We start from the raw sequence: 24,428 nt of genomic DNA on the forward strand, positions 1-24,428 counted from the left end.
AAGAAATTCGGCATGAACCTTCACCAGTTCCGATTCGTGCAGGAGGCGGTCCGGCGCAATCTCAATCTCACGGAAGCGGCCAAAGCCCTGCACACCTCCCAGCCGGGCGTCTCGAAGGCCATCATCGAGCTGGAGGAAGAGCTGGGCGTGGAAATCTTCGCGCGGCATGGCAAGCGCCTGAAGCGCGTCACCGAGCCGGGGCAGCACGTCATCCGCAGCATCGAACTCATCATGCGCGAGGTCGGCAACCTCAAGCGCATCGGCGAACAGTTCAGCGCCCAGGACAGCGGAACGCTGTCGATTGCCACCACGCACACGCAGGCGCGCTACGTGCTTCCGGTGCCGGTCGCCAAGCTGCGCGAGGCCTATCCCAAGGTGAACGTCACGCTGCACCAGGGCTCGCCCGACCAGGTGGCGCGCTACCTGATCGATGAAGTCGCCGAGATCGGCATCGCGACCGAGTCGCTGTCGGATTACCAGGAGCTCATCACGCTGCCCTGCTACGAGTGGCAGCACGTGCTCGTGATGCCGCACACGCACCCGCTGGCGAAAAAGGAACGCATCACCATCGAGGACATCGCGGCCGAGCCGATCATCACCTACCATCCTTCGTTCACCGGCCGCACCCGGATCGACAACGCGTTCGCGCATAAGAAGCTCGAGCCGCGCATCGCGCTGGAAGCGATCGACTCGGACGTGATCAAGACCTACGTGCGCCTGGGCCTGGGCATCGGCATCGTGGCCGAAATGTCCGTGCGCGACCAGGACAACAACACCGACCTGGCCACGCGACCGCTGGGTGCCATATTCGGGCAGAACGTCTCGCGGGTCGCCTTCAAGCGGGGCGCGTACCTGCGCAACTTCGTCTTCAAGTTCGCCGAGCTCATCTCCGATCGGCTCGACCGCAACCTCATCGCCAAGGCCATGAGCGGCCAGCACCAGGACTATGAGCTCTAACACCGTGCAAGCCGTCCGCACGCCTTCCGTGGAAACCAAGTTGCCCGCAGTGGGCACGACGATCTTCACCGTCATGTCCGCGCTCGCCGCCGAAAAAGGCGCGGTGAACCTCGGGCAAGGCTTCCCCGACTTCGATTGCGACCCGCGCCTGGTGCAGGCCGTGACGGAAGCGATGACGAAGGGCCTGAACCAGTACCCGCCGATGGCCGGCATCCCGGCCTTGCGTGCGGCGGTGGCCGCCAAGATCGAGTCGATGTACGGCCACAGCTACGACCCGGTCGACGAGGTCACGATCACGGCCGGTGCGACGCAGGCGATCATCACGGCGATCCTCGCCGTGGTGCGTCCGGGTGACGAGGTGATCGTGCTGGAGCCCTGTTACGACAGCTACGTGCCGAACATCGAGCTGGCCGGCGGCACGGTGGTGCGCGTGCCGCTCACGCCGGGCACCTTCCGGCCGGACTTCGGCAAGATCGCGGGCGCCATCACGCGGCGCACACGCGCCATCCTGGTGAACAGCCCGCACAACCCGAGCGCCACGGTGTGGACGGCGGACGAGATGCGCCAACTGGAGGAGATCCTCGCGCCGACCGACGTGCTCCTGATCAGCGACGAGGTGTACGAGCACATGGTCTACGACGGCCAGGAGCACCAGAGCGCGGCGCGCTTCCCGGGCCTGGCGGCGCGCGCATTCATCGTCTCGAGCTTCGGCAAGACCTACCACGTGACGGGGTGGAAGGTCGGCTACGTCGCCGCGCCCGCACCGCTCACCGCCGAATTCCGCAAGGTCCACCAGTTCAACGTGTTCACGGTGAACACGCCGGTGCAGCACGGGCTGGCCGCCTACATGGCGGACCCGCAACCGTACCTGCAGTTGCCCGCGTTCTACCAGCGCAAGCGCGACCTGTTCCGCGAGGGCCTCAGGCGCACCCGATTCACGTTGCTGCCCAGCGAAGGCAGCTATTTCCAGTGCGTCGACATCTCCGCCGTGAGCGACCTGCGCGAAGAGGAATTCTGCAAATGGCTCACGAGCGAGATCGGCGTCGCGGCGATCCCGCTGTCGGCGTTCTACGGCAACGGCTTCGACCAGCGCGTGGTGCGCTTCTGCTACGCCAAGAAGGAAGACACCCTGCACACGGCGTTGGACCGGCTGGCGAAGCTCTGACGCCGGTCAGCAATTGATCGGGTTCTTGCAGAAGCGCGTGAGCTCGGTCACCACGGCCTGCCGCACCGGCTCGTGCGCCTTCGGGCCCACGTCGAGCCCGAGCCTGAAGTCGTATTTGCGGAAAAACTCGTCGAACAGCTCGCCGCCCACGGTTCCGTGCGCGGTCAGCGTGTCCTGCATCACGTCATAGGCCAGCAGGATCGCCGCGAGCGGTTGCGGCGCCGGGCCCGACATCACCTGGGCGCCGCGCGCCGGGTCGTACTGGCTGTGCTCGGCGCAGCAGTGGATCAATTCGTCCTGCACGCCCTTTTGCGCGCGCGTCTTGCGGAAGCTGATGAAGCTCACATCCTTCGTGGGATAGACCAGTTTGTGCGCGCAGATCGCGGAGTACGCGACGACGCTGCGCCGCGGGCCCACGCCGCCCGGCCATTCGTACGGATCACGATCCCGGGTGCTGAGCATCCGCGGCGCGGCGGGCCTGCCCAGGTCGAGCAGGAACACCGGGGTCGCCTGATACGGGTAATGGAAGACGTAGTTGGTCAGCGGCTGCAGCGTTGAGGCCTTGAGCGGATCTCCACGCTCGTCCACCAGCAGTGCGGGCTGGTATTCGCGCGCTTTCGCATCCGCCGCGATCGCAACAGTCGTCCAGGACAGGCAGGCCGCACCCGCAGTGCACTCGATGAAACTGCGGCGGTCCATGAAATCAGTAGAGCACGACGCTCGCCTTGCCGCGTTCAGGCTTGTACCGAAGAACAAAGTTGCCGTGCGCAAACTTGGGTTCTCCCACAGGCCGGTAGGAGCGGCCTGACCGCGAACTCAGGCGTGCGCTGTCGTGCCCGGGCAGGGGCAAGTGCCACGATGGGCTCCACCGCGCCGCGGAAGGAGAAAACCATGTCCATGTCGATGCTGCTGCTGATCGTCCTCGTCCTGCTGCTGCTCGGAGCCCTGCCCACGTGGGGCTACAGCCGCAACTGGGGTTACGCACCATCAGGCGGGCTGGGCCTGGTGCTGCTGATCGTGCTGATCCTGCTGCTGATGGGACGGCTCTGAAGGCCGCGGCGCGTCAGCTTGTCAGCTGGCCCCACGCCTTCTGGAGGCGCTTGGCGCTGACGGGCTGGGGCGTGCGCAATTCCTGGGCGAACAGGCTCACCCGCAACTCCTCGAGCATCCAGCGGAACTCCTGCATCCGCCCATCGACGGCGCCCTTTCGTTCAGCGACGAGACGCCAGTAGCGCTGCTCCTCGGCCCTCGCCTCCGCCATCCGTGAAGCGTCGCGCGCCGGGTCGCTGCGCGCCTTGTCCAATCGCAGCACCGTCGCCCTCAGGTAGCGCGGGAAGTGCTGCAACTGCGTCCACGGCGTCAGGGCCAGGAATCGCTTGGGCATGAGGCGCTGCAGTTGCTGCGTGACGTCGGCCGTCGCATCCGGGTGGCCCTTGGTGTCCTTCACCTTGCGCAAGGCCGTCTGGTATTCCACGAGGATCGTGGCCGCAAGCCGCGCCACTTCATTGGCAATCAGCGTCAGCCGCGCCCGCCCTTCTTCCAGCCTCCGTTTGAAGCCGGCATCGTTGGCGGGCAGCGGCTCGAGCATGAACGCGCGGTCGAGTGCAACATCGATGATCTGCTCGCGCAGTTCCTCCTGCGTGCCCAGCGGCATGAAGGCCACGGCCATGCGCTGCAGGTCGGGAATGTTCTTCTCTAGGTATTTGAGCGCGTCCTTCAGCTGCAGCGCGAACAGGCGCCGCAGGCCCGCGCGGTGCTTCGCCGCCGCGACTTCGGGCTCGTCGAAGACTTCGATCGTGACGGCGTCCTTCTGGTCGACCAGGGCGGGAAAGCCGACGAGGCTGGTTCCGCCCTTGCGGATTTCCATGAGCTCGGGGAGCTCGCCGAAAGACCACGAGGTGAAGCGCTGGTCGGCGGCCTGCGAGCGCGGTTCGCTTCGCTGGCTCACCGCCTTGTTCTGCTGCGTGGCGGGCTCATCTTTTGCGACGACGACCTTCATCCCCGCCAGCGCCTGGAACGCCCCCCGCGCCTTCGCCCCCAATTCCGCCTTCAATGCCCCGAGGTTGCGCCCGATCCCCAGCTGGCGACCATGCTCGTCCACCACGCGGAAATTCATGAACAGGTGCGGCGGGAGCATGTCCAGCTTGAAGTCGGCGCGCTTCACGTCCAGGCTCGTTTCGGCGCGCACGACTTTCAGCAGCGCATCGGTGAGCGAGCCGTCGCCGAACTCCTCGGGCTGCGACAGACGGGCCGCGATGCGCGTCGCGGACTCGGGCAGCGGCACGAAGCGTGAACGCGGTTTCTGCGGCAGGCTTTTCAGCAGCGCCTGCACCTTGTCCTTCAGCATGCCCGGCACCAGCCATTCGGCGCGCTCTTCGCTGACCTGGTTCAGCACGAACAAGGGCACCGTGACGGTCAACCCATCGCGCGGATCGCCCGGTTCGTGCAGGTACGCCGCCGCGCAGTCGACGCCGCCCAGTTTCACCGTGCGCGGGAACGCGTCGGTCGTGATGCCCGCAGCCTCGTGCCGCATCAGCTCCTCGCGCGTGAGCCTCAGCAGTTGCGGGTTGCCGCGGCTCGCCTCGCGGTACCAGCGCTCGAAGCTCGCGCCGCTGTAGACGTCGTGAGGAATGAACTGGTCGTAGAACGCGTAGATCAGTTCCTCGTCGACCAGCACGTCCTGCCGCCGCGACTTGTGTTCCAGCTCCTCGACCTGCTTCACCAGTTTCTGGTTGGCGACGAGAAACGGCAATTTCGTTTCCCACTGGCCCGCGACCAGCCCTTCGCGGATGAAGATCTCGCGCGCGCCCTGCATGTCGACCCGCGCGAACGGCACGCGCCGTCCCGAGTAGATGACGAGGCCGTACAGGGTCGCGCGCTCGAAGGACATCACCTCCGCGGCCTTCTTTTCCCAGTGCGGGTCGAGCAGCTGCTTCTTCAGCAGGTGGCCCGCGACCTGCTCGATCCACGCGGGCTCGATGTTGGCGATGCCGCGGCCGAACAGGCGCGTGGTCTCCACCAGTTCCGCGCAGACGATCCAGCGGCCGGGCCGCTTCTTCAGGTGCGCGCCGGGGTGCGGGAAGAACTTGATGCCGCGCGCGCCCAGGTAAGGCGTGTCGCCGGGACGCGTGCCCGGCTCCTCGTCCAGCTTGTAGCCGATGTTGCCCAGCAGGCCGGCGAGCATCGCCTTGTGCAGGTTCTCGTAGCTCGCCGGCGTGGTGTTGATCCGCCACTTGTGCTCCGCCACGACGGTGTGCAGCTGCGAATGGATGTCGCGCCATTCGCGCAGGCGCCGCACGTTGATGAAGTTCTGGCGCAGCAGCTGCTCGAATTGCCGATTCGACAGCTTGTGGTCCTTCCCGTGGCCTCCCCGCGCTTCGTCGAGCCACTGCCACAGCTTCAGGTAGCCGGAGAACTCGCTCTTCTCGTCGTCGAACTTCGCGTGCTGCTGGTCGGCCTGGGTCTGAAGCTCCATCGGTCGGTCGCGCACGTCCTGCACCGACAGGGCCGAGGCGATCACCAGCACCTCGTCGAGCGCCCCGAGTTCGCGCGCCTCCACGATCATGCGGGCGACGCGCGGGTCGAGCGGCAGCTTCGCCAGCTCGGCGCCCATCGCCGTCAGCTCGTTCGCATCGTCGACCGCGCCCAGCTCGTTCAGCAGCTGGTAGCCGTCGGCGATCGCGCGGCGCGAGGGCGGATCGATGAACGGGAAGTCTTCCACCCCACCCAGGTGCAACGACTTCATCCGCAGGATCACGCCCGCGAGGGACGAGCGCAGGATTTCCGGATCGGTGAACCGCGGGCGGCCCGCGAAGTCCTTTTCGTCGTACAGCCGGATGCAGATGCCGTTGGCCACCCGCCCGCAGCGGCCGGCTCGCTGGTTGGCCGCCGCCTGGCTGACCGGCTCGACCAGCAGCTGTTCGACCTTGCTCCTGAAACTGTAGCGCTTCACACGGGCCGTGCCGGCGTCGATCACGAAGCGGATGCCCGGCACGGTGAGCGAGGTCTCGGCGACGTTGGTGGCGAGCACGATGCGGCGCCCGCCATGGGGTTCGAATACGCGGTCCTGCTCCTGCTGCGACAGGCGCGCGAACAGCGGGATCACCTCGGTGTCGCGCGTGATCGGGCTGTGCGACAGGTGCTTGCGCAGGTGGTCCGCCGTCTCTCGGATCTCGCGCTCGCCGGGCAGGAAGACGAGGATGTCGCCCCCTTCCCTTCCCTGCCAGAGTTCATCGACGCCGTCGGCGATCGCCTCGTTCAGGCCGTACTCGCGCGATTCCTCGAAGGGCCGCCAGCGCTGCTCCACCGGGAACATGCGGCCCGAGACGTAGATCACCGGCGCCGGCCCCTTGGCGGATGCGAAATGCTGGGCGAAGCGCTCGGCATCGATCGTCGCCGACGTCACGATGACCTTCAGGTCCGGCCGGCGCGCCAGGATCTCGCGCAGGTAGCCAAGCAGGAAATCGATGTTGAGGCTGCGCTCGTGGGCCTCGTCGATGATGATCGTGTCGTACGCCTGCAGCAGCGGATCGGTCTGCGTTTCCGCGAGCAGGATGCCGTCCGTCATCAGTTTCACCGAGGCTCCGCGCGAGAGGCGGTCCTGGAAGCGCACCTTGTACCCGACCACCTCGCCCAGGGGCGTCTGCAATTCTTCGGCGATGCGCTTGGCGACGCTGGAAGCCGCGATCCGTCGCGGCTGCGTGTGGCCGATCAGCTTGCCGCGGCCCTGCGGGTCATTCGCCGTGCCGCGGCCCATCGCGAGCGCGATCTTGGGCAGTTGCGTGGTCTTGCCCGAGCCGGTTTCGCCGCAGACGATGACGACCTGGTGGGCCGCGATGGCCGCCTGGATCTCGTCGCGTTTCGCGCTGACGGGAAGCTGCTCGGGAAAGGTGATGCGAAAGTCGGGCAAGGGGATGGCGCGAAAACCCTCGATTTTGTCACTCATACCGTACACTTTCCCGCCAGCCATCCACACCGACACCACGCCCGATGTCCGCCGTCTTCAATTTCACCTTCGTGCCGTGGTTCCGCTCGGTCGCGCCCTACATCCACATGCACCGCGGCAAGACCTTCGTGGTCGGTGTCGCCGGCGAGGCGGTCGCCGCCGGAAAGCTGCAGAACATCGCGCAGGACCTCGCGCTGATCCAGAGCATGGGCGTGAAGGTGGTGCTGGTGCACGGCTTCCGCCCGCAGGTGAACGAGCAGCTCAAGGCCAAGGGCCACGCGGCGAAGTATTCGCACGGCATGCGCATCACCGACGAAGTGGCGCTCGACTCGGCGCAGGAAGCCGCCGGCCAGCTGCGCTACGAGATCGAAGCGGCCTTCAGCATGGGCCTGCCGAACACGCCCATGGCCGGGTCCACCGTCCGCGTGATCTCCGGCAACTTCCTCACGGCGCGGCCGGTCGGCATCGTCGACGGCGTCGATTTCCAGCACTCGGGCCTGGTGCGCAAGGTGGACGTGGGCGGCATCACCCGCACGCTCGACTTCGGCGCGATGGTGCTGATCTCCCCCTTCGGTTTTTCCCCGACCGGCGAGGCCTTCAACCTCACGATGGAGGAAGTCGCCACCAGCGTAGCCATCGCGCTTCAGGCGGACAAATTGGTGTTCCTGACCGAGGTCCCCGGCATCCGGGTGAAGCCGCTGGAGCCGGAATCGGACGACAACCCGATCGACACCGAGCTGCCCCTCGCGGCCGCGGAACAACTGCTCGCCTCGCTGCCCGGCGCCCAGCAGCCGACCGACACCGCCTTCTACCTGCAGCATTGCGTGAAGGCGTGCAAGGCCGGCGTGGACCGCAGCCACATCATCCCGTTCGCGGTGGACGGCTCGATCCTGCTCGAGGTGTATGTGCACGACGGCATCGGCACGATGGTGGTGGACGAGAAGCTCGAAAGCCTGCGCGAGGCCACGGCCGACGACGTGGGCGGCATCCTGCAGCTGATCGAACCTTTCGAGAAGGACGGCACGCTGGTCAAGCGCGGGCGCACCGAGATCGAGCGCGACATCTCCAACTACACGATCATCGAGCACGACGGCGTGATCTTCGCCTGCGCGGCGCTCTACCCCTACCCCGAGGCGAAGACGGGCGAGATGGCCGCACTCACCGTGTCACCGCAAAGCCAGGGCCAGGGTGACGGCGAGAAGATCCTCAAGCGCGTCGAGCAGCGCGCCAGGGCCATGGGCCTGGACAGCATCTTCGTGCTCACCACGCGCACGATGCACTGGTTCCTCAAGCGCGGTTTCGTGCAGGTCGACCCCGAGTGGCTGCCGGAGGCGCGCAAGCGCAAATACAACTGGGATCGCCGCAGCATGGTCTTCGTCAAGAAGCTAAGCTGACGGCATGACCGCACCGTTTCGCATCCTGGACCTCGACCACATCGTCCTGCGCGTCACCGACCTGCAGAAGATGCTGGGCTTCTACCAGGACGTGCTGGGCTGCACGATGGAGCGTCGCCAGGAAGAGCTGGGGCTGTACCAGCTGCGTGCGGGTTCGTCGCTGATCGACCTGGTCACGATAGCCGGCAAGCTCGGCCGGGCCGGCGGCGCGGCACCTGGCACGGAGGGCCGCAACCTCGATCACTTGTGCCTGCGCATCGATCCTTATGACGAGGCGGCCCTGCGAGCCCACCTGATCACCCATGGCATCACGCCCGGCGAATCCGGCTCGCGCGTCGGTGCCGAAGGCGAAGGCCCATCGCTGTACCTGCGCGATCCCGAGGGGAACATGATCGAGCTCAAGGGCCCGCCAGCCGGGGCTTGAAACCCGCCCCGAAGGCTCCTACAACAAAAGGCGCGCCGTCCGACATACGGTTTGGACGATGCGCCCTACGTTGGAGGCGTCATGGAAAGCGCTGCACCCATCCCTCGCGAAGTGCGCATCCCTTCGGGTGATGCGTGGCTGTACGGCGACCTCGCCATTCCAGCCGACAGCAGCGGCATCGTGCTGTTCGCCCACGGCAGCGGCAGCGGGCGGCACAGCTCGCGCAACCGCCGCGTCGCGCAGCACCTGCAGCGTGCCGGCATGGCGACCTTGTTGTTCGACCTGCTCACGGCCGAAGAAGAGCAGCGCGACATCCACACCCGCGAGCACCGCTTCGACATCCCGCTGCTCACGCGCCGCATGCAGGACGCGACGATGTGGCTCCAGTCGCGCGATGATCTGCGCCGTGCGCCGATCGGGTATTTCGGCGCGAGCACCGGCAGCGCCGCGGCGCTGATCGCCGCCGCGCGCCTGGGCGAGCGCATCGCGGCGGTCGTCTCGCGCGGTGGCCGGCCCGACCTCGCCGGCGCGGCGGCGCTCGCCGCGGTGAAGGCACCGACACTGCTGATCGTCGGCGGCGCAGATTACGGCGTGATCGAGCTGAACCAGGATTCCTACGAACGCCTGCAGTGCGAGAAGGAGTTCCTCGTCGTGCCGGGTGCCACGCACCTGTTCGAGGAGCGCGGCGCGCTCGAACAGGTCTCCGAGGCGGCCGCGCAATGGTTCTCGGCGCATTTCGCCACCTTGCACGAGGGTGCGTCATGATCTGGGGCGACCGGCGTTTCGCCGACCGGCAGGAAGCCGGCCGGGTGCTGGCCGAGCACCTGGCGCACCTGCAAGGCCATGAGGACCTGCTGGTGCTGGCACTGCCGCGCGGTGGCGTGGCCGTGGGCTTCGAGGTGGCGCGCGCCTTGCACGCCGAACTCGACGTCTTCATCGTGCGCAAGCTCGGTTACCCGGGCCACGAGGAATACGCGATGGGCGCGATCGCCAGCGGCGGCGTGCGCGTCATGAACATCCTGCCGGGCAGCGGCGTGACCCAGCGCGAGGTCGATGCGGCGGTCGCGCGCGAGCAGGCGGAACTGGGACGGCGCGAGCGCCTGTACCGCGGATCGCGCCCGCCGGTGGCGATCGCGGGGCGCACCGTGATCGTCGTCGATGACGGCCTGGCCACCGGCGCGACGATGCGCGCGGCCGTGGCGGCGATCCGCAAGCGGGGACCCGGGCGGCTGATCGTCGCCGTGCCGGTGGGCGCGCCGGAAACCTGCGACCAGCTGCAGTCCGAAGCCGACGAGGTGGTCTGCGCTGAAATGCCCGTGCCCTTCCACGCGGTGGGCCTCTGGTACCGCGACTTCCCGCAATCCACGGACGACGAAGTGAAGCAGCTGCTCGAAGCTGCACGGCTCGAACACGAGCATCCCGCGCATTGACGCATGCACGGCCAGGAGCAAGCAGTATGGCGATCTGGCAGACCAAGATAGACGACAGCGAGCGGTTCGTGCACGAGCTGCGGCCGCACCTGCATCACCTGCCCGGCAACGAGCACGACCACGACCTCGTCCTGCAGCTGATCGGCAAGTTGCGCTTCGCCCTGCTCGGGGAAGCGTCGCACGGCACGCAGGAGTTCTACCGCGAGCGCATCCGCATCACGCAGCGCCTCATCGCCGAGGAAGGCTTCACGGCCGTGGCGGTGGAGGCCGACTGGCCGGATGCCTGGCGCGTCAACCGCTATGTGCGCGGCGTCTCCCAGGACCGCGACGCGAGCGAAGCCCTGGCCGGCTTCCAGCGTTTCCCTTCCTGGATGTGGCGCAACACCGAAGTTCGCGATTTCATCGAGTGGCTGCGCGAATTCAACGCAGGCCGCCCCCGCCAGCGGCAGGCCGGCTTCTACGGCCTGGACCTGTACAGCCTGTTCACCTCGATCGAGGCCGTGCTCAAGTACCTCGACGAGCACGACCCGGAAGAGGCGCGCCGCGCCCGCGCGCGCTACGCCTGTTTCGACCACGCGCGCGGCGACAGCCAGGCCTACGGCTACGGCGCGTCCTACGGCGTCAGCCCCTCCTGCGAGGACGAGGTGGTACAGCAATTGCGCGAGATGAACCACCGGTCCGCGCAGATGTCCACCACCCAGGGCCTGGAGCGCGACGAGATGTTCTACGCGCAGCAGAACGCGCGGCTCGTGCGCAATGCCGAGGAGTACTACCGGACGATGTTCCGCGGGCGCGTGTCCTCATGGAATTTGCGCGACAGCCACATGGCCGAGACACTGCAGGCACTCGACCGGCACCTCACCGCGGATGGCGGCACGCCGCCGCGGATGGCCGTGTGGGCGCACAACTCCCACCTGGGCGACGCGAGCGCCACCGAGATGGGCGACATGGGCGAATGGAACGTCGGCCAGCTCGCCCGCGAACGCTATGGCGCGGATGCGGTGCTGGTGGGCTTCTCGACGCACCGCGGCTGGGTGACTGCGGCCGACGACTGGGACGGGCCGCACCGCCGCAAGCGCGTGCGCGAAGGCTTGGACGAGAGCTGGGAGGACATCTTCCACCGCTGCGACGCCGAGCGCGCCCTGCTCGTGCTGCGCGGCAACGACACGCTGCGGCCGCTCGCGATGCAGCGGCGCATCCAGCGGGCGATCGGCGTCATCTACCGGCCCGAAACCGAGCGCCTGAGCCACTACTTCCACACCACGCTCGCCGAGCAGTTCGACGCGCTGATCCACATCGACGAGACCCATGCCTTGCAGCCGCTCGATCGCGACGAGCGGCACGCGAAGGAAGCGGAAACCTATCCCTCAGGCGTATGAAGGGCGCGCCACCGGCTGGCGCAGCTGCCGCACGATCAGCGCCAGCGCCACGAGCGCGAAGATCACGAACCACACGAACGACCAGTTCGCGATCGACAGGCCCAGGAACGTCCAGTCGACCTTCGTGCAGTCGCCGCTGCCCTTGAAGATCATGGGAATCGCACGGCGCAGCGGGAAGTTCTCGATCATCCCGTAGAAGTCGCGCCCGCAGGAGGCGACCTCCGGCGGGTTCCACTGCAGCCAGCTTTGCCGGGCGGCGACGAAGGCGCCGAAGCCCGCGAACAGCAGCACCAGCGCGCTGCCGGCCACCGTCGCGGCCCGGCTCCTGATGAACGCCGTCACGGCGGCGATCACGGCCACGATGATCATCGCGTAGCGCTGCACGATGCACATCGGGCACGGCTCCAGGCCGACCACGTGCTGCAGGTACAGGCCGAAGGCCAGCATGCCTACGCAAATCGCCGCGATCAACGCCAGCACGCGCCGCGGCGCATTGTCGAACCACTGGACCACGAAAAGCCTCCTGCCCGCGCTTCCCGTCAACCGTTGCTCTCGACGAACACGCGTGCGCGCCGGGGCGTCACGACGAGCGTCTCGCCTTCCCGGAACCCCATGTCCCGGAATTGCTGCGCGGGAATCTGCGCTTCGATGATGTTATCGCCTCCCGCTTGGGTCTCGTCGGCGGGCACAAGTTCCATCCGGGCGATGGGCCCGACGACGATCGCGCGGGTCAATTGGACCACGATCCCGCGCGGGCGGCCTTCCGCATCGACGCCCTCGCCCGGCGAATAGCGCTGGACGTCGAAGTCGTGCGGCCGCACATAGGCGCGCGCCTTGGCGTTCTGCGCGTTCGCGTGCTCGGGCGATTCGATCTGCAGGCCTTCGAGGTGCACCTCGCCTTCGTGCGCGCGGCCGTGGAACAGGTTCACGTCGCCCAGGAACCCGTAGACGAAGGGGCTGGCCGGATGGTCCCAGACCTCCTGGGGCGAGCCGATCTGCTCGATCTTGCCGGCGTTCATCAGCACCACGCGGTCGGCGACTTCGAGCGCCTCCTCCTGGTCGTGCGTGACGAAGATGCTGGTGACGTGCAGCTCGTCGTGCAGGCGGCGCAGCCAGCGGCGCAGTTCCTTGCGCACCTTGGCGTCGAGCGCCCCGAAGGGCTCGTCCAGCAGCAGCACCTTCGGCTCCACCGCCAGTGCCCGGGCGAGCGCGATCCGCTGGCGCTGCCCGCCCGACAGCTGCGCCGGGAAGCGGTCGGCCAGCCAGTCGAGCTGCACCAGTTTGAGCAGGTCCATCACCTTCTGCCTGACCTGCGCCTCGCTCGGGCGCTCCTTGCGCGGCTTCACGCGCAGGCCGAAGGCGACGTTCTCGAACACCGTCATGTGGCGGAACAGCGCGTAATGCTGGAACACGAAGCCCACGCCGCGCTCGCGCACGTGCACGTCGGTCGTGTCCTCGCCGGAAAAGAGGATGGTGCCGGCGTCGGCCGCTTCCAGGCCCGCGATGATGCGCAGCAGCGTGGTCTTGCCGCAGCCCGAGGGACCGAGCAGCGCGATCAGCTCGCCGGATTCGATGTCGAGCGAGACGTCGCGCAGCGCGTGGAACTCGCCGAAGCGCTTGCTGACGTTGCGGATTTCGATGCTCATAGGGCTTCCTTCAGCGCGGGACGCTCCGGCGGCAGTTCCGCCGCCGCCCGCATCTCGCGCTCATGCCGCCATTCGGCGACCGACTTGATCACCAGCGTCACCAGCGCCAGCAGCGCGAGCAGCGAGGCGACCGAGAACGCGGCCACCGACTGGTATTCGTTATAGAGGATCTCCACGTGCAGCGGCATGGTGTTGGTCTGGCCGCGGATGTGGCCCGAAACGACCGACACGGCGCCGAACTCGCCCATGGCGCGCGCGTTGCACAGGATCACGCCGTAGATCAGGCCCCACTTGATGTTGGGCAGCGTCACGTGCCAGAAGGTCTGCCAGCCGTTCGCGCCCAGCACGATCGCGGCTTGCTCCTCCTCGTTGCCCTGCGCCTGCATCAGCGGGATCAGCTCGCGGGCGATGAACGGGAACGTGACGAAGATCGTCGCCAGCACGATGCCCGGCACGGCGAAGATGATCTTGACGTCGTGCGCCCCCAGCCACGGCCCGAGCCAGCCTTGCGCGCCGAAGATCAGCACGTAGATCAGGCCGGCGACCACCGGCGACACCGAGAACGGCAGGTCCACCAGCGTGGTGAGGAAAGCCTTGCCGCGGAAGTCGTACTTGGCGATGCACCACGCCGCCGCGATGCCGAAGACCAGGTTGAGCGGCACCGCGATGGCGGCCGTGATCAGCGTGAGGCGGATGGCCGACCAGGCGTCGGGCTCCTTCAGCGCGTCCAGGTACGCGCTCACGCCTTTGCGCAGCGCCTCCGTGAACACGGCCGCCAGCGGCAGCACCAGGAACAGCAGCAGGAAAGCGAGGGCGATGCCCGTGAGCGTCCAGCGCACCCAAGGCGATTCGGTCGCGACGACGCGCTTCTTCGTCACGTCCATCACAGCGCTCCCGAACGCTTGCGCTGCCAGACCTGCAACGCGTTGATGACCAGCAGCAGCACGAAGGACAGCACCAGCATCACCACGGCCACGGCCGTGGCGCCCGCGTAGTCGTACTGCTCCAGCTTGCCGATGATGATCAGCGGCGTGATCTCCGAGACCATCGGCATGTTGCCGGCGATGAAGATCACGGACCCGTACTCGCCGATCGCACGGGCGAACGCCATCGCGAAACCCGTCAGCAGCGCGGGCGCGATCGAGGGAAAGATCACCTTGTAGAAGGTCTGCCAGCGCGTCGCGCCCAGAGACATCGCGGCCTCTTCCAGCTCGCGCTCGGTATCTTCCAGCACCGGCTGCACCGTGCGCACGACGAAGGGCATGCCGATGAAGATCAGCGCGATCACCACGCCCTTGGGATTGAACGCCAGCTTGATGCCCAGCGGCTCCAGGTACTGCCCGACCCAGCCGTTGCCGGCCAGCAGCGCCGTGAGCGAGATGCCTGCCACCGCCGTGGGCAGCGCGAACGGCAGGTCGACCAGCGCGTCGACGATGCGCTTGCCGAAAAAGTCGTAGCGCACCAGCACCCAGGCCACCAGCAGGCCGAAGAACACGTTGACGATCGCGGCGATGAACGACGCGCCGAAGGTCAGCCGGTAGGACGCCAGCACACGCGGCGAGCTGATGGCTGCCCAGAACTGGTCGGCCGTGAGGGACAGCGACCTGAAAACCAGCGCCGAGAGCGGGATGAGCACGATCAGGCTCAGGTACAGCAGCGTGTACCCAAGCGTGAGGTTGAAGCCCGGCAGGACCTTCTTGCTGCCGCCGCGCGAAGGCGCCGGCAACGCCGGCATCGGCGCGGAAAGCGCGGCGCCTGCCATTATTTGACGGTGTACAGCTTGTCGAACTGTCCGCCGTCGTTGAAGTGCACCTTCTGCGCCTCGCTCAGCGAGCCGAACAGCTCGTGAACGGTGAACAGCTTGATCGGCTTGAACTTGTCGCTGTACTTCTTGAGGACCGCCTCGTTGCGCGGGCGGATGTAGTGCCTGGCGGCGATCTCCTGCGCTTCCGGCGTGTAGAGGAAGTTCAGGTAGGCCTTCGCGAGGTCCGCCGTGCCCTTTTTGGCGACGGTGCGCTCGACCACCGCCACCGGATTCTCGGCGACGATGCTGATCGAGGGATACACGACGTCGACCTTGTCGCTGCCGAATTCGCGGTTGACCGATTCGACTTCCGATTCGAACGTGATCAGCACGTCGCCGATGTTCCGCTGCAGGAACGCCGTGGTGGCATCGCGCCCGCCGCGCGCGAGCACCGGCACGTTCTTGTAAAGCTTCTGCACGAACTCCGCCGCCTGCGCGTCGGTGCCGCCCTTCTTGCGGATGTAGCCCCAGGCGGCGAGGTAGGCGTAGCGGCCGTTGCCGCCGGTCTTGGGGTTCACCACCACGACCTGCACGCCCGGCTTGACCAGGTCGTCCCAGTCCTTGATGCCCTTCGGGTTGCCGTTGCGCACCAGGAACAACATCGTCGAGGTGGTCGGCGCGGCGTTGTCCGGGAAGCGCTTGGCCCAGTCCTTGGCGACGACGCCGCGGTCCGCGAGGAACTCGATGTCGGTGGTCGTGTTCATCGTCACGACGTCGGCGTCCAGGCCGTCGGCCACGGCACGCGCCTGCGCGCTCGAGCCGGCGTGCGACTGCTCGACCTTCACGTCCTTGCCGGTCTGCTTCTTGTAGTACGGCACGAACGCGGCGTTGATGTCCTTGTAGAACTCGCGCGCGACGTCGTACGAAACGTTCAACAGCGTCTGCTGCGCCGAAGCGAGCCCGCTGGCAGCCAGCGCGACTCCGGCGATGAGGGTCTTGATGCGGAGGTTCATGGAATGTCCTTGGGAAACGGCTGCGCTTTCAGGCACGCGCGGCTCCCCATTCTGCAGAAAGCGTGATTGTGGCGATGGGTGCGCGGAAACCCAACGACCGTGTTCTTGTAAGTTCATGCGCCACGCGCATATAGAAGAGCTCCTGCCTGCCTAAAGCAGAGGCCGCAGTTCCCGCGCGGCGTCGAGCAGGGCCGGCAGCAGCGCCGATTCCATGGCCTTGGCGCCGAGCCGCTGCGGCGGCGCGACCACGTTGAGCGCCGCCACGGTCTGCCCCTGCATGTTGCGCAGCGGCACGGCCAGTGCGTGCACGCCCAGTTCATGCTCCTCGCAGGCATAGGCCCAGTCGCGGCTGCGCACCTCGTCGACCACGGCGCGGAACTTCTTCGGATCGACCACGGTATGGCCCGTCAGCCTCGGCAGCTCCCGGCCCTTCATCCAGGCGTTGAACTCCGCGCGCGACTTCGCGGCCAGCAGCACACGGCCGGTCGAGGTCGCGTGGGCCGGCAGGCGCGCGCCCAGGTGCAGGCCGTACGCGAGCATGCGCGTGATGCCGCTGCGCGCGACGATCACGACCCACTCCCCCTCCAGAACGACCACCGAGAACGACTCGCCGGTCTGGGCGGTGAGCCTGTTGAGCGTGGGCTGCACGACGCGTGGCAGCCGCGCGGAAGCGAGATAGCTGCCGGACAGGCGCAGCACCTTCGGGGCGAGCCAGAAGTAGCTGCCGTCGGTCTCCAGGTAGCCCAGGTGCGCCAGCGTCAGCAGGTGCCGCCGCGCCGCGGCCCGCGTGATCCCGGCGCGCTGGGCCGCCAGCGTCGCGTTCAGCCGTTGCCGCTCGGTGTCGAAGCTCTCCAGCACGGCCAGGCCCTTGGCCATACCCTCGATGAAATCCGCCTTCGCGATCATGTGCATGCTTGCGCGATCATCGCGCGCCTTGCGCAATGATCGCACAAAGGCCGGGCCGGGTCCTCGCCGACGCGTCCGCGCGCACTTATGCTGGGCCGATCAGGAGACAAACCATGCGCACGCAAGTCGCCATCGTCGGCGCCGGCCCGGCCGGCCTTCTTCTCGGCCAGCTGCTGCACAAGGCCGGCATCGCCAACGTCATCGTGGAACGCCAGAGCGCCGACTACGTGCTCGCCCGCATCCGCGCCGGCATCCTCGAGCAGGTCACCGTGGACCTGATGGACGAAGCGGGCGTGGGCGCCCGCATGCACCGCGAAGGCGTCGTGCACCACGCGATCGAGCTCGCGTTCGACGGCCTGCGCCACCCGATAGACGTGCACGGCCTCACCGGCGGCAAGGTGGTGACCGCGTACGGGCAGACCGAGCTCACGCACGACCTGATGGACGCGCGCCGCGGCGAAGGCCTGCCGACGGTCTACGAGGCGCACGACGTGACCGTGTCGGGGTTCGATACCGATCGCCCGCAGGTCCAGTACCGCAAGGACGGCCAGCTGCACACCATCGATTGCGATTTCATCGCCGGCTGCGACGGCTTCCATGGCGTGTGCCGCGCCAGCGTCCCGCGCTCGGCCATCCACGAATACGAGAAGGTCTATCCCTTCGGCTGGCTCGGGCTGCTGGCGGACGTGCCGCCGGTCTCGCCGCATGCCATCGTCTACGCCAACAGCGACCGCGGCTTCGCCCTGTGTTCCATGCGCAGCCTCACGCGCAGCCGCTACTACGTGCAATGCCCGCTCACCGACAAGGTGGAGGAATGGAGCGACGAGCGCTTCTGGGACGAACTGCGTCGCCGCATCGACCCGGAACTCGCGGCCAGGATCGAAACGGGCCCGTCGATCGAAAAGAGCATCGCGCCCTTGCGCAGCTTCGTCGCCGAGCCGCTGCGCTTCGGCCGCCTGTTCCTCGCCGGCGATGCCGGCCATATCGTGCCGCCGACGGGTGCGAAAGGCCTGAACCTCGCCGCCTCGGACGTGAAATACCTCTCCAGCGCCTTCATCGAGCATTTCCGCGAGCGCAGCAACGCCGGCATCGACCATTACTCCGGGCGCGCGTTGCGCCGCATATGGAAGGCCGAGCGCTTCTCCTGGTCGATGACGAACCTGCTCCACCGCTTCCCCGACCAGAGCGGCTTCGACCAGCGCGTGCAGGAAGCGGAGCTGGATTACCTGGTGCACTCGCGCGCGGCGTCCACGGCGCTGGCGGAGAACTACGTGGGCCTGCCGCTGTAGCGGCTCACTTCCAGTCCACCCGGCCAAAGTGGTCACCACCCAGGCGCGTATAGAAGATCCCGATCGTGCCGCGCGTCTGCGGGCGATCGCCCAGGTCCGGGTAGCGCGCCTCGCGATGGTTCCACAGATATTTCACGGTGACGGCGTGGTGCTTCTCGATGCGCCAGGTGTATGAGAGGTCTGCGCGCACGATGTTGTCGTGACCGCCGCGCGCCAAGCCACCGACACGGCTCACGTAATACTCGCGTAGCGTGAGGTCGAGCGCGGACCGGTCGTCGAAGATGACGTGGAACGACGCGAGCGCCTGTGGTGCGACCCCGTAGCGGTAATCGCGATCGCTGGCGGGACCACGCAACGTGCTGACTGCGGCGTAGCCGAACCCGGCCAGCACGCTGCCCTGCACTTCGACGTGTTTGCCCACGTGCCATTCCCCGGTCGTGCCGAGCGACAGCGCCGTGCTGGAGATGCGGAACGTCTGCGGCGAGATGTAGTCGTAGCTGCCGTACAGTCCCCAGACGCCCCGGTAATCCCTGCCGATGCCGTAGCTGCGGCCGGCCAACAGCCCGCGCGTGAGCACATTCTCGAAACCGTTCGCGCTCGAGAACGTGGCGCGGAACGCGAAATGATCGAATGGCCGTCGGTATTCATAGTCCTTCTTGCCGGGCATGCCGTAGTCGAGCGAAAAATCGGCTTGCAGCTCGTTGCGCGTCGCGGCGGCGGATGTCCCCGGCGCGTTTTGAGTCGCGCCCATGAATCCGACTTGCAGCTGGCCGTAATAGGCTGCGCCATTGCTCGAGAAGATGCTGTTCGGCACGTGCATCACGTGCCGGTTGAACGCCTGGGAAGGCGAGACGAAGGTTGCCACGGTTTCGCGCCAGAACGGCGGCAGGCCACCGCCCGTTTCGAGCAGCAGGTTGGCCATGCGAAAGAGCGCTTCGCCCAGGAATGTCCCACCGACGCCGGTCGACACCTGGTCGTTGCGCGACGGCGGCGTGCGCTCGCCCGCGATCTCCCACGCCGCGCTGCCCGCGAAGGTATAGCCAGCCGCTTCCCAGTAGCTCAATCCGGCCGAGCGCGCGAATCCGTGATACATCGAGCCTTGGTACGGATGGCCCAACTGGTTGGTCCGGAACGGGTCGTCGTCCACCACCCACTTGCTGCGCAGGTTGCGACGGATCGACTCCAGCGTCACGGCGTAGTCCTCGCGCTGGCTGCCGCAGCAACGGTTCACGCGGTTGACGAGGAGGTCGAACCCGACGATTTCGAGGGCCGGCAGGCGATAGTCCTTCGGGTCTTCATCGGCCGCCGCGCCCGCCGTTGCGAATGCGAGCACCCAAGTCACGAGGAGCTTCCTCATGGGCACCGATTCTGTTGAGCTTCGGCTCTCGGGACTGTAGGACGCGGACGCTTCAGCTCTGCTAGTCTTGGCGCATGACGACGCCGCACCAGCCCCTGGCGGGCTTTCGCATCCTCAGCCTCGCGCTCAACCTGCCCGGCCCTGCGGCCCTGATGCGCTGCCGACGCATGGGCGCGACCTGCGTGAAGATCGAACCGCCGGCGGGCGATCCGATGGGGCAATACAACCCCACGACTTACGCCAACCTTCATGAAGGCGTGAAGGTCCTGGCGGCGGACCTGAAGTCCGAAGCCGGACAGGCGCTGCTCCACAAGGAGCTGGAGAAGACCGACGTGCTGCTCACGTCCTTCCGCCCTTCCGCGCTCGCGAAACTCGGGTCGACCTGGAAGGAGCTGCACTCGCGACACCCGATGCTCTGCCAGGTGGCGATCGTCGGTGCGCCAGGCGAAGGCGCGGAGGAGCCGGGTCACGACCTCACCTATCTCGCCCAGAATGGCCTGGTGCCGGGCCTCGAGTTGCCCGCCACGCTGTATGCCGACATGGGCGGCTCGCTCATGGCCAGCGAAGCCGTGCTGCAGGCCGCGCTGCACCTGAATGCGCGCTACGCAGGCGCGGGCGAAACGCCACGCGGCCTGTATTTCGAGGTCGCGCTCTCCGAGGCGGCGGCCTACATCGGCTTGCCGCGCCGCTGGGGACTGACGAGTCCGTCCGGCGCGGTGGGAGGTGGCCACGCGGGCTATCGCGTGTATGCCTGCAAGGATGGGCGCGTGGCGGTTGCCGCGCTCGAACCCCACTTCGCCACAGCGCTGTGCGCGCAGGCTGGAGTGGCCGGATCCAGCCGCCACGTGATGTTCGAGCCGGCGACGCACGATGCGGTCGCACGCTATTTCGCATCGCAGACGTGCGACGGCCTCGACGCGATCGCGAAACAGCACGACATCCCGTTGCACACGATGCGTGCGGGCACGTAGCCGGAAGTAAGGCGCTCAACGTTCATCGGCTGAGGTCGAACGCGCCGGCGGCACTGGTAAGGTCGTTCGCACCACTGAAGGAGACCCCAACGATGTCGACCCGATCCTCCCCGCGCACAGGCGCCGCTCGCAGCTCCTCCTCTTCGACCCCGCTCAACCCGCTGGCCGCCTGGGCCGACCTGCCCCGCCGCCAGCTCGCGCTCATGACGCATTCGGCCACGGCGCTGTTCCGCGGCTCGCAGGAGCTGCGGCGCCTGCAGCAGGAAGCAGCGCAGCGTGCGACGCAACATCACGAGGAAGCGGCCGAAAGGTTGCGCGAGCCCTGCGACTTCAGCGACCTCGTCGCGCTGCAGGCGGACCTGGTGCGCTTCAACCTGCAGGAAGCCACGACCTACTGGAACCAGCTCGCGAGTGCCGCGATGAAACTGCAGGCCGACATGGTGAGCAGCGCCGGCGAGGCGGTGATCGAAGGCGCGTCCGAACCGACGCTCGAATCGCTGCAACGCGCATTCGAGGCGACGCTCAATGGCGCGGCCACCGCCGCCGCGCCGACGCACTGAACTTCAGCCGAAGGACAGGTTCGACCGGTCCCCATCCTGTAGGACAAAGCCGAAACTTGGGCTGGAAAACGCCGGCGGCGCCCTCATGTGATGGATTGCAGCGCAAACTTCATGTTTGCTGAGGTTTGCACTTCATCACCATGAACGATTCCATTGTCAAGGTAGCGATCGTCGACGACCACGCCATCGTCCGCGCCGGACTCAAGCAGTTCCTGTCCGAGATGGTCGACCTGCGCGTCGTCGGGGAGGCGGCCAGCGGGCGCGAGGCGATCGACCTCGTGCGCAACACCGAGATCGACGTCCTCATCATGGACCTGTCGATGCCCGGCCAGAGCGGCATCGACGCACTCGCCATGATCCGCGCGAAGGCGCCGGACGTCGGCATCCTCATCCTGTCCGGTTATCCGGAGGAGCAATACGCCGTCAACCTCATACGCCAGGGCGCGAGCGGCTACCTGAACAAGGAATGCGAACCGATGGAGATCGTCAACGCGATCCGCACCATCGCACTCGGGCGCCGGTACATCTCGCCCTCGGTGGCTGAACTTATCGCGCAGCAGCTCAATCGCAAGGAGGGCACGGCCGCCCACGACCTGCTGTCCGAACGCGAGTTCCAGGTGTTCCTCAAGCTCGCCAAGGGCGAGACGGCCGGCGAGATCGCGCAGGCGCTGTCGCTGTCCGTGAAGACCGTGAGCACCTATCGCACGCGCCTCATGGAGAAGATGGGGCTGCAGTCCAACAGCGACCTGACCTACTACGCGCTCAAGAACAAGCTGATCGATTGACCAGCGCTAGCGGTCGCGCAGCATCTCCTGCGCGAGCTGCATGATCAGCAGGTGATCGCGGTGGTCGATCTGGAACGAGTTCGACTTCGTGAGCTTCACGCCTTCTTCCACCAGGATGGCGGATGTCGCGCGCAGCCGGTGCGTCTTCGACAGCTCCTGCGTCGTCGAGCGCAGCGCCTGCAGGATGAAATCGCGGGTCGCCACGGGAACCATGACGTAATCGGGTGGTTGCTTGTCGGGATCGGTCGTCATGGGGCGGCTCTCCTCATGGGGACAGTTTGCGCGCGCCGCGAGCCGGCCCTGTCGGCCAACGACGACGATCCCCGAAAGCCGCGTCCGGCCAAGCGATCCCACGGATCAGCGCAGCCGCTTCATGCCGTGATCGGGCGCGCACAGCGGCATGCAGCCATGTCCTACACCAGCGCGCCCTGCGAGGGTGAACCATTCGGGCCATGGCACCCACCAGCTCCCGCACGCTGTGGAAAGGCGCGATCAGTTTCGGCCTGGTCCACATTCCCGTCACGCTGCATTCGGCCACGGCCGAACACCGCATGAAGTTCAACCTGCTGGACAAGCGCACGATGAACCCCGTCGGCAACAAGCAGGTGAACAAATCCACCGGCGAGTCGATGCAGAAGGAGGAGATCGTCAAGGGCTTCGAGTACGAGAAGGACCAGTTCGTGGTGATCTCGCCGGACGAGATCAAGGCGGCACTGCCGAAATCGACGCAGACCATCGAGATCGAGGCGTTCGTCGACGGCGCGCAGATCCCCACGCCCTACTACAACAAGCCGTACTACGTCGCGCCCGCGGCCAAGGGCGGCAAGCCGTACAGGCTGTTGCTGGAGACGATGAAGCGCACCGGCCGCATCGGCATCGCGAAGGTAGTGATCTCCACGCGCCAGCACCTGGCGGCCCTGATTCCCGGCGAGGACGGGCTCGTGCTCGAACTCCTGCGCTGGGCGGATGAAGTGCGCGACACCGCGGGCCTGCCGCTGCCCGAGGCCGACACCAAGGTCACAGACAGGGAACTGAAGATGGCCGAACAGCTCGTCACGGAACTGGAGGACGACTTCAGGCCCGAGCAGTTCCACGACGAGTTCCGCGACAAGCTGCAGCAGCTGGTCGACGAGAAGGTGAAGGCCGGCCAGGGCGAATACGTGGTGAAGCCGCTGGAAGGCGAAGAGACCCGGCCCAGCGCGGACATCATCGACCTCACCGAGCTGCTGCGAAAGAGCCTGCGCAAGGGCGCCGCGGCGGCCGAAGAGGAAGCGCCCGCGAAGCCAGTCCGTCGCAGGGCGGCGAACGACGAGGAAGCGAAGCCGCGCAAGGCGGCCGCACACAAGACGGGGGCGCGTGCTTCGACCAGCAGCGCCGTCAAGCCGACCCGCACACGCAAGAAAGCCGCATGACCATGATGCTGCAGCAGCGAACGGCCGCGCTTCCGTGGCTCGGCGTGGCGGGTGCATTCGCGCTCGGGGCCGCGATGACGTGCCTGGCTGCCTGGGCGATCGAGCGCCTGCGTCCCGGGCCGGGGCCGATCAGTGACGACATCGTGCTCAGGCGCGTGCAGGCGCGCATCGGGGAACTGGTGAGCCAGCCGGATGCGGTGCAGGTGTCCGTCGAGAACGGGGTCGTTCGCCTGGCGGGGCAGCTGCCGCCCGAAGAGCGCGATGCACTGCTCACGCAGCTGCTGTACATGCCCGGGGTCGTGAAGCTGCGCAACGCCCTGGGCCCGGCCGGCCCTTGAGCCTCGGCCGGTTCGTCGGACGCTGCCGCGTGGCTCGCATCCGCGCGTTCCTACAACTGGCGCTGCCGGCACGACCCATCATGGGTTCTCACGCATTTGAACAAGGAAGTCCCATGACACCACGCGCACTCTCCCTCCTCGCCCTGGCCGCCGCGGCCGCGCTCGCCGCAGGCTGCGAGTCGACCTCCACGACCCGCACCTCGGGCCGCGCCAACACGACGACGGTGACGACGCCCAGCGCGAGCGCCACCACGACGACCACACCGGGCAGCAGCACCAGCAGCACCGGGATGGGTGCGAGCGGCTCCGCCACCGGAACCTCGGGGAGCGTCTCGGGATCCACGCAGGGCGCGACTTCATCCACCACGGGCACGACCGGCACGACCGGCAGCTCCTCGTACGGCACCCCGCCGCCTTCGAGCAGCACGACGACGCCGAGCCGCTGAGCCCCATACCATGTGAAAGGAGAATGACCATGAACAAGGACCAGGTGAAAGGCAAACTGAAGGAAGCCGCGGGCGAGGTGCAAAAGCGCACCGGCCGCGCCGTGGACAGCGCCGAACAGGAAGCCAAGGGCAGCGCGCGCGAGATGGAAGGCAAGGTGCAGAAGAAGGCGGGCGACCTCGAGGAAGCCGCCAAGGACGTCACGAAGAAGCCTTGAGCTCCATCGCCGCGCCGTGAAAGGGCCGCGCCGTGCGGCCCTTTTTCATGTG

Annotated in this window: 26 protein-coding genes; 16 read left to right on the forward strand and 10 right to left on the reverse strand. The window is 67.1% G+C overall.

All coding sequences use genetic code 11. From position 1 onward, the window contains the following. Positions 1-12: 12 nt before the first annotated feature. Positions 13-957, forward strand: a complete 945-nt coding sequence (locus tag AC3EF3_RS09840) for a CysB family HTH-type transcriptional regulator (RefSeq protein WP_488531973.1) — start codon at positions 13-15, stop codon at positions 955-957. Beyond that, the gene (locus tag AC3EF3_RS09845; protein ID WP_488531974.1) at positions 947-2,122 is read left to right on the forward strand and encodes a pyridoxal phosphate-dependent aminotransferase; all 1,176 of its coding nucleotides are present in this window, start codon (positions 947-949) and stop codon (positions 2,120-2,122) included. Before AC3EF3_RS09840 ends, AC3EF3_RS09845 begins: the two co-directional genes overlap by 11 nt. Positions 2,123-2,128: 6 nt before the next feature. Here AC3EF3_RS09845 and AC3EF3_RS09850 read toward each other — a convergent pair whose 3' ends face one another. Further along, positions 2,129-2,821, reverse strand: coding sequence for a Rieske (2Fe-2S) protein (locus AC3EF3_RS09850; RefSeq protein ID WP_488531975.1), 693 nt, complete (start codon positions 2,819-2,821; stop codon positions 2,129-2,131). A gap of 192 nt (positions 2,822-3,013) precedes the next feature. Here AC3EF3_RS09850 and AC3EF3_RS09855 point away from each other — a divergent pair, with 192 nt between their 5' ends. Next, on the forward strand, positions 3,014-3,172 hold the full coding sequence (locus AC3EF3_RS09855) for a DUF3309 family protein (RefSeq protein WP_488531976.1): 159 nt from the start codon (positions 3,014-3,016) through the stop codon (positions 3,170-3,172). A 13-nt stretch (positions 3,173-3,185) separates the two neighbouring features. Here AC3EF3_RS09855 and hrpA read toward each other — a convergent pair whose 3' ends face one another. Continuing rightward, positions 3,186-7,067 carry an ATP-dependent RNA helicase HrpA gene (hrpA, locus tag AC3EF3_RS09860; RefSeq protein ID WP_488531977.1) on the reverse strand — a complete coding sequence of 1,294 codons (3,882 nt, stop codon included), beginning with the start codon at positions 7,065-7,067 and terminating at the stop codon, positions 3,186-3,188. Positions 7,068-7,111: 44 nt separating this feature from the next. Between hrpA and argA the strand changes: the two genes are divergently transcribed. The 5 genes from argA (at position 7,112) to AC3EF3_RS09885 (ending at position 11,694) form a co-directional block, all read left to right on the forward strand. Next, positions 7,112-8,461, forward strand: coding sequence for an amino-acid N-acetyltransferase (argA, locus tag AC3EF3_RS09865; protein ID WP_488531978.1), 1,350 nt, complete (start codon positions 7,112-7,114; stop codon positions 8,459-8,461). Between the two features lie 4 nt (positions 8,462-8,465). Next, positions 8,466-8,885 (forward strand): VOC family protein, encoded by a 420-nt coding sequence (locus AC3EF3_RS09870; protein WP_488531979.1) that lies wholly within the window; start codon positions 8,466-8,468, stop codon positions 8,883-8,885. 81 nt (positions 8,886-8,966) lie between these two features. Beyond that, positions 8,967-9,650 (forward strand): dienelactone hydrolase family protein, encoded by a 684-nt coding sequence (locus AC3EF3_RS09875; RefSeq protein WP_488531980.1) that lies wholly within the window; start codon positions 8,967-8,969, stop codon positions 9,648-9,650. Further along, the gene (locus AC3EF3_RS09880) at positions 9,647-10,315 is read left to right on the forward strand and encodes a phosphoribosyltransferase (protein ID WP_488531981.1); all 669 of its coding nucleotides are present in this window, start codon (positions 9,647-9,649) and stop codon (positions 10,313-10,315) included. The genes AC3EF3_RS09875 and AC3EF3_RS09880 overlap by 4 nt, the downstream gene beginning before the upstream one ends. A gap of 26 nt (positions 10,316-10,341) precedes the next feature. Further along, positions 10,342-11,694: an erythromycin esterase family protein gene (locus tag AC3EF3_RS09885; RefSeq protein ID WP_488531982.1), complete on the forward strand. Its 1,353-nt coding sequence runs from the start codon at positions 10,342-10,344 to the stop codon at positions 11,692-11,694. Here the strand turns inward: AC3EF3_RS09885 and AC3EF3_RS09890 are convergent. From AC3EF3_RS09890 to AC3EF3_RS09915, 6 genes are all read right to left on the reverse strand, one after another. Next, complete coding sequence (locus tag AC3EF3_RS09890) at positions 11,683-12,207, reverse strand: disulfide bond formation protein B (RefSeq protein ID WP_488531983.1); 525 nt, start codon at positions 12,205-12,207, stop codon at positions 11,683-11,685. The two genes, AC3EF3_RS09885 and AC3EF3_RS09890, sit on opposite strands and share 12 nt — an antisense overlap. Before the next feature lie 26 nt (positions 12,208-12,233). Continuing rightward, positions 12,234-13,340 (reverse strand): sulfate/molybdate ABC transporter ATP-binding protein, encoded by a 1,107-nt coding sequence (locus AC3EF3_RS09895; RefSeq protein WP_488531984.1) that lies wholly within the window; start codon positions 13,338-13,340, stop codon positions 12,234-12,236. Further along, positions 13,337-14,224 carry a sulfate ABC transporter permease subunit CysW gene (gene cysW, locus AC3EF3_RS09900; protein ID WP_488531985.1) on the reverse strand — a complete coding sequence of 296 codons (888 nt, stop codon included), beginning with the start codon at positions 14,222-14,224 and terminating at the stop codon, positions 13,337-13,339. Before cysW ends, AC3EF3_RS09895 begins: the two co-directional genes overlap by 4 nt. Further along, positions 14,224-15,102, reverse strand: coding sequence for a sulfate ABC transporter permease subunit CysT (gene cysT / locus AC3EF3_RS09905; RefSeq protein WP_488531986.1), 879 nt, complete (start codon positions 15,100-15,102; stop codon positions 14,224-14,226). Before cysT ends, cysW begins: the two co-directional genes overlap by 1 nt. Beyond that, positions 15,102-16,097 carry a sulfate ABC transporter substrate-binding protein gene (locus AC3EF3_RS09910; RefSeq protein ID WP_488531987.1) on the reverse strand — a complete coding sequence of 332 codons (996 nt, stop codon included), beginning with the start codon at positions 16,095-16,097 and terminating at the stop codon, positions 15,102-15,104. The genes cysT and AC3EF3_RS09910 overlap by 1 nt, the downstream gene beginning before the upstream one ends. Before the next feature lie 150 nt (positions 16,098-16,247). Continuing rightward, positions 16,248-17,003, reverse strand: a complete 756-nt coding sequence (locus tag AC3EF3_RS09915; protein WP_488533765.1) for an IclR family transcriptional regulator domain-containing protein — start codon at positions 17,001-17,003, stop codon at positions 16,248-16,250. 113 nt (positions 17,004-17,116) lie between these two features. Here AC3EF3_RS09915 and pobA point away from each other — a divergent pair, with 113 nt between their 5' ends. Then, complete coding sequence (gene pobA / locus AC3EF3_RS09920) at positions 17,117-18,292, forward strand: 4-hydroxybenzoate 3-monooxygenase (RefSeq protein WP_488531988.1); 1,176 nt, start codon at positions 17,117-17,119, stop codon at positions 18,290-18,292. Positions 18,293-18,296: 4 nt separating this feature from the next. Here the strand turns inward: pobA and AC3EF3_RS09925 are convergent, their stop codons facing one another. Next, the gene (locus tag AC3EF3_RS09925; RefSeq protein WP_488531989.1) at positions 18,297-19,649 is read right to left on the reverse strand and encodes a DUF3943 domain-containing protein; all 1,353 of its coding nucleotides are present in this window, start codon (positions 19,647-19,649) and stop codon (positions 18,297-18,299) included. A gap of 74 nt (positions 19,650-19,723) precedes the next feature. Here AC3EF3_RS09925 and AC3EF3_RS09930 point away from each other — a divergent pair, with 74 nt between their 5' ends. From AC3EF3_RS09930 to AC3EF3_RS09940, 3 genes are all read left to right on the forward strand, one after another. Beyond that, a complete protein-coding gene (locus AC3EF3_RS09930) occupies positions 19,724-20,620 on the forward strand; it encodes a CoA transferase (RefSeq protein WP_488531990.1) in 897 nt (298 codons plus the stop codon). Positions 20,621-20,712: 92 nt separating this feature from the next. Next, the gene (locus AC3EF3_RS09935; RefSeq protein ID WP_488531991.1) at positions 20,713-21,180 is read left to right on the forward strand and encodes a phasin family protein; all 468 of its coding nucleotides are present in this window, start codon (positions 20,713-20,715) and stop codon (positions 21,178-21,180) included. A 152-nt stretch (positions 21,181-21,332) separates the two neighbouring features. After that, on the forward strand, positions 21,333-21,965 hold the full coding sequence (locus tag AC3EF3_RS09940) for a response regulator (RefSeq protein WP_488533766.1): 633 nt from the start codon (positions 21,333-21,335) through the stop codon (positions 21,963-21,965). 6 nt (positions 21,966-21,971) lie between these two features. On the opposite strand, the gene AC3EF3_RS09945 is transcribed toward AC3EF3_RS09940, so the two are convergent. Then, entirely contained in the window at positions 21,972-22,217 is a 246-nt protein-coding gene (locus tag AC3EF3_RS09945; protein WP_488531992.1) for a hypothetical protein, read from the reverse strand. A 200-nt stretch (positions 22,218-22,417) separates the two neighbouring features. Between AC3EF3_RS09945 and ku the strand changes: the two genes are divergently transcribed. The 4 genes from ku (at position 22,418) to AC3EF3_RS09965 (ending at position 24,376) form a co-directional block, all read left to right on the forward strand. After that, complete coding sequence (gene ku, locus AC3EF3_RS09950) at positions 22,418-23,377, forward strand: non-homologous end joining protein Ku (RefSeq protein WP_488531993.1); 960 nt, start codon at positions 22,418-22,420, stop codon at positions 23,375-23,377. Continuing rightward, a complete protein-coding gene (locus AC3EF3_RS09955; protein ID WP_488531994.1) occupies positions 23,374-23,715 on the forward strand; it encodes a BON domain-containing protein in 342 nt (113 codons plus the stop codon). Before ku ends, AC3EF3_RS09955 begins: the two co-directional genes overlap by 4 nt. Before the next feature lie 113 nt (positions 23,716-23,828). Continuing rightward, positions 23,829-24,161: a hypothetical protein gene (locus tag AC3EF3_RS09960; RefSeq protein WP_488531995.1), complete on the forward strand. Its 333-nt coding sequence runs from the start codon at positions 23,829-23,831 to the stop codon at positions 24,159-24,161. Between the two features lie 29 nt (positions 24,162-24,190). Then, a complete protein-coding gene (locus tag AC3EF3_RS09965) occupies positions 24,191-24,376 on the forward strand; it encodes a CsbD family protein (RefSeq protein ID WP_488531996.1) in 186 nt (61 codons plus the stop codon). The last annotated feature ends 52 nt before the right edge of the window (positions 24,377-24,428 follow it).

This window comes from Ramlibacter sp. GS1-15, assembly GCF_057785015.1.